Genomic DNA, 13542 nt, shown 5'->3' with positions numbered 1-13542 from the left:
GAAACAAAAGGTAAATCTATATTTTACTCAGGAGGAAATTATGTCAAATTCAAACTCATCTGTCACACAAAAACATGCATCCGTTTTTGAGCTGAACGGCATCCCCTCTTTCGGGCAGGCACTGCCTCTGTCTCTGCAGCATGTAGTTGCCATGATCGTGGGGTGTGTCACTCCGTCTATTATCGTTGCCGGAGTCGCCGGCATCAATGCCGGTGACAGGGTCATCCTTATTCAGGCTGCTCTGTTTTGTTCCGCTATCAGCACATTGCTTCAGCTCTTCCCCTTTATCAAATTCAGGAATTTTCAGCTGGGCAGCGCCCTCCCGGTCATTCTGGGAATCAGCTTCGCCTATGTACCGAGCATGCAGGCGATTGCCGGAACTTACGATATTGCCACCATCCTTGGAGCACAGGTTGTGGGCGGCGTCATTGCCATCATAGTAGGCTTCTGCATCAAGAAGATCCGAGTCCTTTTCCCGCCCCTTGTAACCGGAACTGTTGTTTTCACCATCGGACTTTCTCTGTATCCCACTGCTGTCAACTACATGGCAGGAGGAACTTCCAGTGATCATTATGGTTCCTGGCAGAACTGGCTGGTAGCCTTCTTTACCCTTGCAGTTGTGACAGGTCTGAATCATTTTGCAAAAGGATTCCTGAAGTTAGCTTCCATTCTGATCGGTATCATTGCGGGATACCTTCTTGCTATCCCCTTCGGGCTGGTGGATCTGTCAGGGGTTCAGTCGGCGGGGCTTTTCCAGCTTCCCCAGCCTTTGCATTTTTCTATAAGCTTTGAACCCTCCGCCTGTGTGGCCATCGGACTTTTGTTTGCCATTAATTCTATCCAGGCCATCGGAGACTTCTCTGCAACCACTTCCGGAAGTATGAACCGTATGCCGGAAGATAAAGAACTCCAGGGCGGTATCATCATGTACGGAATCAGCAATATCCTCTGTGCCTTTTTCGGCGGACTTCCGACTGCAACTTACAGTCAGAATGTCGGTATCGTTACCACTACAAAGGTAATTAACCGGTGCGTGCTGGGACTTGCTGCTATTATCCTGATGATCGCCGGTTTTGTGCCGAAATTCTCCGGTCTTTTAACTACTATTCCTCAATGTGTGCTGGGCGGCGCCACCATTTCTGTGTTTGCCTCCATCGCCATGACAGGGATCAAGCTGATCTTCCAGCAGGAAATGAACTTCCGCAACACTTCGATCGTAGGACTTTCTGTTGCCCTTGGTATGGGCATTACCCAGGCTTCCGCTTCTCTGGCCTCTTTCCCGGAATGGGTGACAACGGTATTCGGAAGCTCACCGGTAGTTGTTGCTACACTGATGGCTATTATCCTGAATGTCATCCTGCCAAAAGAAGCAGAAAAACCTCAAAGCTAACTATTTGCAAAGCAAAGATAATGATAACAAAAAGTCAGGCACAAAGACTCCTCTTTGTGCCTGACTTTTTGTTACTATTCTGTTTGATCGCTGCCCATTTTCCACAGCTTTATTGCTTCCAGCCGATCTCTTACTGCTTTTTCTTCCCCCTGATCTCCGGGATGATAATAAGTTCTGTCCGTCATGGAATCCGGCATGCACTGCATATGAGTCAGCTTTTCTTCTGTGTCGTGGGCATACTCATATCCTTTCCCGTAATTCAGTTCTTTCATAAGAGAGGTTGGCGCATTGCGAAGGACGAGCGGAACCGGTTCTGCCCGCCTCTCTTTTACATCCCTCTTGCATTCCTCACATGCCGTATAGAGCGCATTTGACTTAGGCGCCATGGCAAGATAGACGACTGCATGTGTCAAATGGACATCGCATTCCGGCATTCCAAGAAAATGACAGGCCTGATATGCTGCTACTGCCACCTGAAGAGCCCTGCTGTCCGCCATACCTACATCCTCGCTGGCAAACCGGATCAGCCTCCTTGCAATATATAAGGGGTCTTCCCCTCCTTCCAACATCCGGCACATCCAGTAAATGGCCGCATCCGGATCACTGTTCCGCATGGATTTATGAAGGGCGGAAATCAGATTATAATGTTCCTCCCCTGTCTTGTCATAGAGAAGAGATTTTCTGCTGATACACTGTTCCATTCCCTCCTTCGTGACATGAATAGTGCCATCCGCTAAAATCTCGCCATTTAAAACCACCATTTCCAGCGTGTTCAATGCTGTCCTGGCATCCCCATTTGCAAACGAGGCAATAGCCAAAAGCTGGGATTCTTCTATCTGTACTCTCTGCATACCAAATCCTTTGGGGCTTTCCAGTGCGTGCTTTAACAATCTTAGGATATCCTCTTCTCCCAGCGCCTTCAGAACAAAGACCCTGCACCTGGAAAGAAGCGCTGCATTTACCTCAAAAGAAGGATTCTCTGTAGTGGCGCCGATCAGAATAATGCTTCCCTTTTCCACATAAGGCAGGAACGCATCCTGCTGTGCTTTGTTAAACCGATGGATCTCATCTACAAAAAGAAGAGTTTTTCTCCCCATTCTCCGGCTCATTTCCGCCGCTTCCATCACAGAGCGTATCTCCTTGATCCCGCTGGTGACAGCGCTGAAATTAATGAACTCTGCTTTTGTTCTTCCTGCAATAATGCTGGCAAGCGTCGTCTTTCCCACTCCGGGAGGACCCCAGAAGATCATGGAGGAAATCTGATCCTTTTCGATCAGCTGTCTTAATATCTTCCCTTTTCCCAAAAGATGCTCCTGACCCGCAAACTCTTCCAGGGAGGAAGGACGAAGACGCGTAGCCAGAGGGACCATCTCCTGACGCTCATCAAACAAAGTCATCTGTTCCATGATTTACAATCCTTCTATCGTATAAAATTAGTAGGCTGCTGCGGTTCCTTTTCCGGAAGTCCGTATTTCTCTTTTCCAAGAGCAATACTCTTCATGAGAAAGGACATATTTCTTGCCAGCGTGCGCATGGTCTGCAGTCCTTCTGCATCCTGGGCTGCCTCGCCCGGCAGACGGCCGTGCACACTGTTCCAGTACTGACTGGAAGCCACCGGCATTCCACAGATGGTAAAATACTTATTCAGCTCATCGAAAGTGGCAGAAAGTCCTCCCCTTCTTGCCACTACGACACTTGCTCCTACTTTCATAGTCTTATCAAAAGATGTGCTGTAAAACAGACGATCCAGAAAAGCGATCAACGTGGCGTTTGCGGAAGCATAATATACCGGACTTGCCACAACCAGGCCGTCACACTGCCGGAACTTTTCAGCCGCCTCATTCACACTGTCATTAAACACGCATTTTCCATTTTTCATGCAGGAATGACAGGCGATACATCCTCTGATATCCTGATTTCCCACATGGAGAACTTCTGTCTCAATTCCTTCCTGGATAAAGATTTTCTCCATCTCCTGAAGTGCGATGCTTGTGTTTCCCTGTGCGTGAGGGCTTCCGTTGATCATTAATACTTTCATACTGCTTTTTGCTCCTCTCTTTCCTAACCTGCGTTGCTTGCTGCAATCTTTACACGGCTCCACAGATCACTGATGATTTTCTTTGTATCTTCATTATACACGAAAACTTCATCATTTTCATTATCTGTCCGAGGAATGTAGGCATTGATTCCCTCATAGTCTCCGCCTTCTCCTGAAAGCACATCCATAACCTCCTGGTTAGCCGACGTATAGCCGACATAGCTGGAGTTGTCATATGCTCCGTCATAGTCGCTTGCATAATTAATAAATGCATGGGCGAGTTCCGGGTTTTTGGCGTTCTTCGGAATAACCATCGCGTCTGACCACAGGTTCGTACCTGATTCCGGCATATAGTAACCCATATTTTCATTTTCTGCCATGACATAGGATGCGTCACCGGAATAAATGAGGCCCAACGCCTTTCTTCCCTGAGCCATATTGTCAATGATCTCGTCTGTCACGATCTCCGTATCCATTGTCTCCACACACTGTACCAGCCAGTCATAGGCCTCCTGAAGCTCTGCCCCATTTTCTGTGTTCATGGAATATCCGAGAGCTTTCAGCGCCATCATAAAGGAGTCTCGTTCAGAATCATACAAATATACGTCTCCTTTGTATTTCTCATCCAGGAAAATATTAAATCCTTCCCGTTCCAGATCTTCCAGATCCACCTTTGTTTTATCATATACAATACCCACCGTTCCCCAGAAATAAGGTACGGAATAGTCGTTATCAGGATCATAAGGCAGACCCAGCACCGCATCGGAAAGTTTGTCAAAGCAGTCCAGTTTGGATTTGTCCAGTTTCTGCAGATAGTCTTCCTCGATCAGCCTTTGTATCATGTAATCGCTTGGAACTAAAATATCATAGGATTCCCCATTTGCCACCTTAATATACATCTGCTCGTTGGAATCAAAATTCTCCATAACGACGGTAGCCCCGGTCTCCTCTTCAAAATCACCGATAATATTTTCTCCTGTATATTCTCCCCAATTGTAGATATGAAGAGTCTGTCCTTCAAACGGTCTTGCGGTGCCTGTTCCCCGCATATTAACAGCAAATATTCCTATAATAAGCGCCATGCATACCAGCGCCGCCGGAAGGATCCTTCTTCTCTTGCCTATTACATCCTTGCTGCTTCGTTTTGCCGCAAGCAAAGGAGCAATATTGATAATAAGAAGGGCAATTGTAATGATCACAACTACGAGGGTGGACACTGCGTTAATACTTGGATTCACACGTTTACTCATAGTGTACACAACAATACTTAAGTTCTTTACCCCTCTTCCGGTTACGAAATAGGAGATAATGAAATCATCCACTGACATGGTGAATGCGATCAGTGCTCCTGAAACAATACCCGGCGTAATCTGTGGAACAATAACTTTCGTCAGCGCCTTCCAGGGCGTTGCCCCAAGATCCATAGCCGCATCCGCCAGATTGGGATCCAGGGAGCGGATCTTAGGCATAACAGACAGCATAACATAGGGAATGCAGAACGCGATATGGGCAAGCAGCATAGTCATGTAGCCTTTTTCTATTTTAAAAGTAATAAATAAGAGCATAAATCCTATAGCAGTCACAATTTCCGGATTCATCATCGGCAGATTGTTGACCTGCTCCATCACATCCCGGACAATTTTCTTTGCCTTACTTAGCCCGATCGCTGCAATCGTTCCTACTACCGTGGAAACAAAAGTTGCGATCAGCGCCACGCTGAAAGTAGTATAAAGCGCTGTCATCATATCCTGTGATTCCAGCATATGTTTGTACCAGCGAAGAGAGAATCCTGTAAAGCTTGTCAGTGACTTTCCATCATTAAAGGAAAAGATCACCATGTACACAATAGGCAGGTAAAAAAAGATGATCGTCAGGATCATGAGCACCTTGCCAAAAGGGCGTTTTCCTTTTTTCATACTCTCTCCCCCTTTCCTCCCTGGTTATGGATCTCTATTTTGCGCACTGCCATCATCAGCAGCATCATAATAACTGCCATGATCATAGAAATGGCGCTTCCGAAATTCCATTCACCTACAGTGATAAACTGGTTTTCAATCATATTTCCGATCAGGAAATACTGCCCTCCTCCCAAAAGTTTCGGGATAAAGAATGAGCTGACTGCCGGAAGAAATACGAGGGTAATCCCGTTGATCACTCCCGGAAGGGACAACGGCAGCGTTACCCGCCCGAATGTCTGGACAGGGCCGGCTCCCAGATCTGCACTGGCTTCCAGAAGAGAGTGATCCATTTTGCTTAAAGAGGTCTGGATCTGCAGAACCATAAAGGGCAGAAAGTTATAGACCATACCAAGAAGGACAGATCCTTCCGTATATAAAAGCTCAGTATTGCCAAGACCGAACAGGCCAAGGAATCTCTGCACAAGTCCCCCTTCACTCAAAAGTCCGATCCACGCATAGGTACGGACAAGCATGTTGATCCACATGGGGATCGTCACGCACAGAATCAGGATATTCTGCACCTTTTCCCGGCTTCTGGCAATAAAATATGCTACAGGATAGCCCAGGATCAGACAGATAACTGTTGTTTTCAAAGCAATAAAGATTGAACGCCACAGGATCAGCAGGAAATCCTTATCTGTAAAAAATTTGATGTAGTGATCCAATGTAAAGGAAAAGGATATAATACTGTTTCCCTGCTCCATAAAGGAGTACACGGCGATCAATGCCATGGGAAGCACCAGCATAAGCGCCGCCCATATAATATATGGCACTGCCAACTGTGAAAATCTTTTCATTTAATATACCCCCCTGGACATAACATGAATATCTTCCGGGAAAAAGGTAAGACCTACCTCCTGTCCCTCTTCCGAGTAGTCAGTAGTATGGATCTTCAGTTCCCGTCCTGTTGTGGAGAATGTGATCTGGTATACTCCCTCTTTTACATCCTCCGGTTCAAAATCATAGTCAACACTGATGTCAACGCTCTGGTCTTCATCACTTAATTTCCATCCCTGTGCCCCGGCCCATGTCTTAAGGTCGGTATCAAGAGCCTGGGACTCTGTGATCTCATCCACTGTCTTGAAGAAGTTAAATGCCATGACCGCCTCATTTGCTTTTTCATTTTTTACGAAAGGCTGGTCTACTACAAAGATGGTACGCTCAATACTGGTTCCATTTGAGGTTGTAAATTTGACAGGATACTGCCCTTCCTCCCGTGACAGCTCATATTCTACTTTTGCAATGGAGATAAACTCATCGCTTTCCGGATCCCACGCCTGTGCGTTGGAAAGGGCAATGATCTCCTTGTCGTCCAGATCTTCCACATCATCAATATCCACATAGAAATTGTTGGCGCTGATCTTTTCCTTTCCGTCCGCACTTGTCACATCCTGATTGCGGATCACACGCATGTTGACTGTCACACTGGTACCAGGCACAGTTTCCACCATAATTTCATAGTGAACTCCCTTGAACAGGACGCTCAATACTTCTCCTGTCATTTTGCCCTTTTCAACATCCACAATATCAATATCTTCCGGACGGATCACCACATCCACCGGCTCGTTTTCCTTAAATCCGAAATCTACGCAGTCGAAGGTAATATCGTCAAAGCGCACCTTATAATCCTCAAGCATCACAGCCGGAATGATGTTGCTCTCTCCGATGAAATTTGCCACGAACCGGTTGGCCGGCTCATTATAGATATCCTGCGGCGTTCCCACCTGCTGGATCTCTCCGTTTTTCATAACCACGATCTTGTCAGACATGGTAAGTGCCTCCTCCTGATCGTGGGTAACAAAGATAAAGGTAATCCCGACTTCCTGCTGGATCCTCTTCAGTTCGTACTGCATCTCTTTTCGAAGCTTCAGATCCAGCGCTGCAAGAGGCTCATCCAGAAGGAGTACTTTCGGCTCATTTACCAGCGCTCTTGCTATGGCAACTCTCTGCTGCTGTCCTCCGGAGAGCAGCATGGTGTTTTTATCTTCAAATCCTTCCAGACCGATCAGTTTTAACATTTTCATGACTTTCTGCTCAATGACATCCTTGCTCATTTTCTTGATCTTCAGTCCGAACGCAATATTTTCATATACACTTAAATGGGGAAAAAGCGCATATTTCTGAAACACTGTATTCAATTCTCTCTCATAGGGAGGCTTTTTACTGATCTCCTCTCCATCAAAAATGACCTTTCCCTCGTCAGCGTCCAGAAACCCTCCCAAAATGCGCAGAAGTGTCGTCTTCCCGCAGCCGCTTGGACCAAGCAGCGTTACAAATTCATTCTCATAAATGTCCAGATTGATCCCCTTCAAAACAATCTGTCCGTCAAAGTTTTTTACAATATCCCGAAACTCTATCAGCTTCTTCTCTTCCATCTTTCCTCTCCTCCTTAAAACATTGGCGGTGTTGTGATCCAAAGGATCTTGGCGTCACTGTTTCCGTGATTATACAGGTAATGGCTTTTGGATCCGTCCATATAAAATGTTTCCTTTGCCTTCACTTTGTACTTTTTACTGCCCTGTACGATCGTCACATTCCCCTTTAATACATAGCCAAATTCCTGTCCCTGATAAGCTGACATGATCTGGCTCTTTTTTCTGGGATGCAGTGTCAGGATGATCGGTTCCATCTGATTTTTCTGTGCATTGGGAACGATCCATTCAATGGTGCAGTCCTCCTGTTCATCCACAAAAAAATCCTGGGTCTGAAATACAATCTTCTTTTCTTCCTCCTCATGAAAGAAGTCGGACAGATTGCTTCCAAGAGCCTCCAGGATATCCTCCAGTGTCGCTATGCTCGGTGTAGTGAGATTTCTCTCCACCTGCGACAAAAAGCCCTTGGTCAGTTCACTTCTGGATGCAAGATCGCCTAATGTCAGATCGTTCTGCAGGCGAAGCTCCTTTATTTTCTTTCCGATATCCACGTTGACGCCTCCTGTTTTCTAATACTATACTTTTGGTTAAAAATTACCGAACAAATCCTATTATACATAGTTGCATATAAATTGCAATCTTTTTTTCAAAAAAATCCTGCATTCCAGGTTCAAGCCGTGGAAATGCAGGATCTGCTTTTACTTTTTCTTTCTTTATATTACAGCATAGGTGCCATTACGCCGGCTACCAGTACAGATACGAGACATGCCAGTCCGCCTACTACCAGTTTCGGCATGATCTTTGACATCAGGTAAGCTCTTTCTTCCTCAGTCTCTCCTACTGCATTGCACACTTCATTGGAGATAAGGTAGGTAGTCGGGAATCCCAGCATCTGGCAAAATCCCACACCGAAAGCCAGTGGTTTGGAGCCGATGATCTTCCATCCGGGAAGAATTTTCATCATAATGAAAACCGCCACGATAGATACGGCAAACATGGCAACAACCGGGACGATCAGACTGATCAGGTCTGTAAGGGATATGGACGCCAGCGATGGGATAACCGCTGCAAATACAACCATGTTAATGAACCCTTTCAGTTTTCCTTTTTCCAGAATATCTTTTGGTACAATGCCGAGCGCTGTCACAATAACACCTATAACAAGGCACACGATAGAGTAATTTACATGGATGATTTCTGACAACTTATAGCCCACAAAAGCAAAGAATGCTGTCAAAAAGATACATACATTTGTTCCATAGTATTTGTCATATTTTTCCGCAAGCTTTACAAAAGATTTTTTCTCTGTTTGCTCTGCCTTTTCTGTCTTTTTGCTTCCTACCTCTGCCGCTGCCAGAGTCAATCCTTTTTCCATTGCAGCCTGCGTCATAATTGTTGTTGCCGGAAGCGCTCCGTTAATGACCGGAATACTTGCCAGCACAGTAGCTTTTCCGATAAATGGAATCAACACCGGAACAAGGATAATAACTGCCGCGATTCCAAGCCAGGCAGTCAACACTGTACGCCATTCATCTATAAACTGTCTGATATTAAGCATTGTTCCCATACTGAACATGATCATCGGAACACTCCAGCTGGCTGCATCTGTCATACCTGCCCGATCAATAATGTCGGACGGGATTACCTTTGTCACAAAGAGGATCAAAAACAGCAACAAAGTAACAAACACTGCCGAAATTTTTGCCTTGGTGAGATTGGCAATGAGATCACCTACTGCAAATAATATAAGCACAACGCTAAACCATAATAACATATCTCCCATAACTTTACACCTTCTCTTTCTCTATAAGTATTTTCCCATCCAGTCTATGATCGCATTGATCCTGACAATGCGGTGAGACGGTTTCCCATTTCTTGACAGTCCGTGAGAATCCCCGTGAAACAGGATCATCTCTGTGTCCACTCCCGTCTGCTTGAGCGCCGTGAACATCTGAAATGCTTCTATTTCAGGACAACGGTAATCCCGGTCGCTGTGCATGATCAATGTTGGAGTCTTAACATTTTTCACATACTTTAAAGGAGAATGATCCCAGAGAGCTTCCTCCTTATTCCAGGGCGTCTTGTCTCCGGAGGATTGTTTCATTACTCTGTCTCCGAAATCACTGATAAGCCCCTCTGTCGTCAGATTACAGATTCCCCTCTGAGTCACAGCCGCCTTAAAACGATCTGTATGACCGATGATCCAGTTCGTCATGTATCCGCCATAACTTCCTCCTGTCACTCCCAGACGATTCTCATCAATTCCCGGATAGAGGCGGATACACTCATCTGTAAATTCCATGATCTGATCATAATCTTCACATCCCCAGCGATCCACCATCTCCAGAAACGAATTCCCTTTTCCATCTCCGCCATGAGGATTACAGTAGATAACATACATCCCCCTGGCCGCAAGACATTGCTTCAGATGGGTAAACATAGAACCGTACGCCCACTTCGGGCCCCCATGGATCAGCAGTACAGCCGGATATTTTTTTGTTTTATCCTCATCCACAGGAGGGATAACAAAGCCGTCCACTTCTTCTCCGTTTGATGCAAAAAAGGTCAGTTTCTCAGGCAGGGAAACTTTATGCGTTCCCATATAGTCGGAGGAAAAATCTGTCAGCTTCTCTTTTTGGCCGCTCTTCCTGTCAATCCGGTAGAGCTCTGTCAGCTGATAGTTTTCCAGGGCAAAAGTATAGATTTTATCTCCAAATACATCCAGTGACATAAATGCGTCTACAGATGCAATGGTACGGATGGTTTTTGTTGTCACATTGACCTCATCAAATACTGTTCTGCATCCGCGGATAACTGCTCCGATCAGACAGTCGCCGCTGACCTTCACGCCCTGTCCTCCGGTCTTTACAGAATCCACATCCAGCATTGTCGTAAACATTCCATCCGGTTTTGCCATCAGCTCCAATTCCCCTGTGTCTCTGTGATAAAGATACAGGTCATGATTTTCCGTCGCTGAACTTTTCAGTTGAGATGCCTGAAGCAGAATAACCTTCTCTCCCACATATTTTGCAAGACTGATCTGAAGTTTGCCTCCCTCTATCAGGGTTTTGTTCTTTCCTTCCGCCACATCGTACTCCACCAGAGTGTCAAACATAGGCTCACTATCCTCATAGTTCCTTCCAAAATAGAGAATCTTCTGGCGGTCTTCTGTTGTCGTACAGCCCCGCACTTCAAAATATTTCTCACTGATCCTGCGGATCTCTTTTGTTTCCTCTAAGTAGATTGCTGCCTGCATTCTCCGGCGCTGTCCAAGCGGCTCTCCGTCCCGGATAAACGGCTTATCCGTAAAGGTCCAGTAATCTTTCCCTTCCTCCGCACGGTCTGCGGTCTTTTCAGACGGATCTGTCGGAGCTTTAAACAGGATCAGCCATTCTTTTTCTTTTAACTGTTCCGGCACTGTACATACTCTCGGAATAGACAGGACTTTTTTCGCCTCTCCTCCTTCCAGAGAAAGGATGTAGAAATCTGTGCTTCCCGGCGCCGGGTTGGAACGCCTGGAAGAAAATATGATCTCCGTTGAAGAAATCCATTTATAGGCACCCACATCTCTTGTGGCAGTCAGGACTTTCTCTTCTCCTGTCTCCAGGCACAGTACCCTAAGTTCTGACTCACAACAATCTTTTTCTTTGTTCAGAAATGCAAACAGATAAGCGGCATATTTTCCATCCGGTGAGCAGGTGACATCATAGGGCAGCGGAAATTCATACAGATCATTGGGTTCTATTTTTCTCTTTTCCATATTCCTACACCTCCTTATCTGTTTTCATTAGATATTTATCAAACTAGGCCTTCATCTCTTCCAGCCTCTTCAGCCTCTGTTTCGGTCTTCCCGATCTGGACAGCTCATGGTTTTCACCCTCAAACAGACATAGTTTCGCATCACATCCGTGCAGCTTCAGCGCTGCAAACATCTGGAATGCCTCTCCCATATAACAGCGATAATCCTTTTCTCCATGGATAAACAAGGTGGGGGTGGTACACTTATCAGCGCTGGCAAGCGGCGATTGTTTCCACTGAAGCTCATGATCTTCCATATGAGAGGCTCCGGTCTGTCCTTTGCAGAAATAATATCCGATATCAGTGGATCCTTCCATAGATGTCCAGTTCGCGATCGATCTTTGGGAACATGCCGCCGCGAAACGATCCGTATGCCCGATGATCCAGTTTGTCATAAATCCTCCATAGCTTCCGCCTTCTACTCCGATACGGCCGGCGTCAATATCCGGATATTTTTTCAGCACTCCGTCTGTAAACTCCATAAAGTCCTGATAATCTATCTCACCAAACCGGCGTCTGATATCTCCGAACTCATTTCCTCTTCCTTCTGATCCCCGTGGATTGCAGAAAAATACAAAATATCCTGCATTTGCAAACATCTGCATTTGATGCATAAATACCGGACCATAAGTAAGTCTCGGACCCCCGTGCATTGCCAGGATGCCCGGATACTTTTTACCGGGAACATAATCTGCCGGTTTCAGCACATATCCCTGGATCTCCCATGGAGCGTTCCCCTTTACTTCAATATACTCCGGCGTGCATACATCATACTCATCCTGAACAAAATCATTGAGATGAGTTAACTGGCAAAGTTTTCCGTCCTTACACTCGTAAAGTTCTTCCAAGCGGCTTTCGGTAAATGCAGTACAGACCAGCTTCCCGTCTTTCACATCCAGGAAATCAACGGAACCTTTATCTGTAATACGCAGACATTCCCCGCTCTCCATATCCAGCCGTTCAATGACGCAGTCCATATCCACAGTAGACGTAAAATACAAATATTTTCCGTCCTTTTTCATGGTCTGCCCGCCTCCCAGCTTCACATCTGTAGTCACAGTATTTCCTACACAGTGATGCTCATGGCTTAAGAGAAGTTTCTGCTCCTTTGTCTGAATATCAATGGTATAAAAGTCCCCATTCTGTCCATTTCCATATGATTCACCGTCTGTAAGATTCAGGACAGCCTTGTCCTGATACAGATCGAATCCCTTGATAAGATATCTCCCCGGCTCCAGCAGGCAGCTGCTTTTTTTCGCCGCTGTATCATAGAGATAGACTCCGTTTTTCAGGCTTTTGACATCTTCAAATTTCTGTCCGATATACAGAATACGTCCCTGTTCTGCCTTTACTCCTGCCACATTAAACATGGGATCTGTCAAAGCCTCGATCTTTCCTGTCTTTCTGTTGTAGAGATAGAGCCGGTTCCTGATACGGCTGATATATCCGCCTCCATTAACGGTAAAAGGAACCTCTCTGATATGTTCATATCCTCTGTTTTTATATTCCAGAAGCCGCTTCTTTTTTTCGCTCTCGTCTAATCCCTCCACATCCGGTCTTTCATTATCGAAGGAGGCGATCACAGCATAATTGTCCCCTCCGACCGGGATGAGAGACGTTCCCTTTACAGGAAGAATGAAGCTTTCTTTTGCCTCTCCCCCTGTAATATCCAGCGTATGAAAACTCATGATCTCCTCTCCGCTTTTTATGGCTTCCTTTACCTTATCACTTCTTACAGAAGCAAATAAAATAGTCTGATTGTCCTCCCAGATAAAAGAGTTTACAGAGCCCAAAGAAGTCATTTGTTTTGTCTCGTTCGTTTCATGACTGAACAGATAAAGGCTGCTCTGATATGTATTCGCCTTAATATCTGCTTTCTTTACAATGAAAGCAGTGTGTTTCCCATCCGGTGAAATACGGGGATCACTGACAAACTGATAGTCAAGAAACGATTCGCATGTGATGCTCTTTTTCATCATTTTCTCC

Annotated in this window: 9 protein-coding genes and 1 pseudogene; 1 reads left to right on the top strand and 9 read right to left on the bottom strand. The window is 45.7% G+C overall.

The genetic code is table 11. The annotated features are described in order from the left end of the window. Window positions 1-40: 40 nt before the first annotated feature. Window positions 41-1390, top strand: a complete 1350-nt coding sequence (locus tag R2J37_RS08115) for a uracil-xanthine permease family protein (protein WP_316264461.1) — start codon at window positions 41-43, stop codon at window positions 1388-1390. 74 nt (window positions 1391-1464) lie between these two features. Here the strand turns inward: R2J37_RS08115 and R2J37_RS08110 are convergent, their stop codons facing one another. The 9 genes and pseudogenes from R2J37_RS08110 to R2J37_RS08070 all read right to left on the bottom strand — a co-directional run bounded on the left by R2J37_RS08110 (window position 1465) and on the right by R2J37_RS08070 (window position 13535). Next, window positions 1465-2796 carry a replication-associated recombination protein A gene (locus R2J37_RS08110; RefSeq protein WP_316264459.1) on the bottom strand — a complete coding sequence of 444 codons (1332 nt, stop codon included), beginning with the start codon at window positions 2794-2796 and terminating at the stop codon, window positions 1465-1467. A gap of 14 nt (window positions 2797-2810) precedes the next feature. Further along, complete coding sequence (locus tag R2J37_RS08105; protein ID WP_316264457.1) at window positions 2811-3428, bottom strand: flavodoxin family protein; 618 nt, start codon at window positions 3426-3428, stop codon at window positions 2811-2813. Window positions 3429-3451: 23 nt separating this feature from the next. After that, entirely contained in the window at window positions 3452-5344 is a 1893-nt protein-coding gene (locus R2J37_RS08100; RefSeq protein ID WP_316264455.1) for an extracellular solute-binding protein, read from the bottom strand. Further along, entirely contained in the window at window positions 5341-6183 is an 843-nt protein-coding gene (locus tag R2J37_RS08095; RefSeq protein WP_256194375.1) for an ABC transporter permease, read from the bottom strand. Before R2J37_RS08095 ends, R2J37_RS08100 begins: the two co-directional genes overlap by 4 nt. 489 nt (window positions 6184-6672) lie before the next feature. Continuing rightward, window positions 6673-7761: pseudogene (locus tag R2J37_RS15205) on the bottom strand (ABC transporter ATP-binding protein); the annotation flags it as partial. Between the two features lie 14 nt (window positions 7762-7775). Continuing rightward, on the bottom strand, window positions 7776-8309 hold the full coding sequence (locus R2J37_RS08085) for a helix-turn-helix domain-containing protein (RefSeq protein ID WP_230106294.1): 534 nt from the start codon (window positions 8307-8309) through the stop codon (window positions 7776-7778). Between the two features lie 167 nt (window positions 8310-8476). Next, window positions 8477-9541: a permease gene (locus tag R2J37_RS08080; RefSeq protein WP_316264452.1), complete on the bottom strand. Its 1065-nt coding sequence runs from the start codon at window positions 9539-9541 to the stop codon at window positions 8477-8479. A gap of 21 nt (window positions 9542-9562) precedes the next feature. Then, on the bottom strand, window positions 9563-11518 hold the full coding sequence (locus tag R2J37_RS08075) for an alpha/beta hydrolase family protein (RefSeq protein ID WP_316264450.1): 1956 nt from the start codon (window positions 11516-11518) through the stop codon (window positions 9563-9565). A 43-nt stretch (window positions 11519-11561) separates the two neighbouring features. Then, on the bottom strand, window positions 11562-13535 hold the full coding sequence (locus tag R2J37_RS08070) for an alpha/beta hydrolase family protein (RefSeq protein ID WP_316264448.1): 1974 nt from the start codon (window positions 13533-13535) through the stop codon (window positions 11562-11564). Between the last annotated feature and the right edge of the window lie 7 nt (window positions 13536-13542).

It is taken from the genome of Claveliimonas bilis (assembly GCF_030296775.1).
GTDB lineage: Bacteria > Bacillota > Clostridia > Lachnospirales > Lachnospiraceae > Claveliimonas > Claveliimonas bilis.
Note: the sequence above shows the minus strand (reverse complement) of the source record. Positions and strands in the feature narration are given on the sequence as shown.

Excerpts from the sequence above, each read along its gene's own strand:
- R2J37_RS08070 (WP_316264448.1), bottom strand. The coding sequence starts at position 13,535 with ATGATGAAAAAGAGCATCACATGCGAATCGTTTCTTGACTATCAGTTT.
- R2J37_RS08080 (WP_316264452.1), bottom strand. The coding sequence starts at position 9,541 with ATGGGAGATATGTTATTATGGTTTAGCGTTGTGCTTATATTATTTGCA.
- R2J37_RS08100 (WP_316264455.1), bottom strand. The coding sequence starts at position 5,344 with ATGAAAAAAGGAAAACGCCCTTTTGGCAAGGTGCTCATGATCCTGACG.
- R2J37_RS08095 (WP_256194375.1), bottom strand. The coding sequence starts at position 6,183 with ATGAAAAGATTTTCACAGTTGGCAGTGCCATATATTATATGGGCGGCG.
- R2J37_RS08105 (WP_316264457.1), bottom strand. The coding sequence starts at position 3,428 with ATGAAAGTATTAATGATCAACGGAAGCCCTCACGCACAGGGAAACACA.
- R2J37_RS08075 (WP_316264450.1), bottom strand. The coding sequence starts at position 11,518 with ATGGAAAAGAGAAAAATAGAACCCAATGATCTGTATGAATTTCCGCTG.
- R2J37_RS08110 (WP_316264459.1), bottom strand. The coding sequence starts at position 2,796 with ATGGAACAGATGACTTTGTTTGATGAGCGTCAGGAGATGGTCCCTCTG.
- R2J37_RS08115 (WP_316264461.1), top strand. The coding sequence starts at position 41 with ATGTCAAATTCAAACTCATCTGTCACACAAAAACATGCATCCGTTTTT.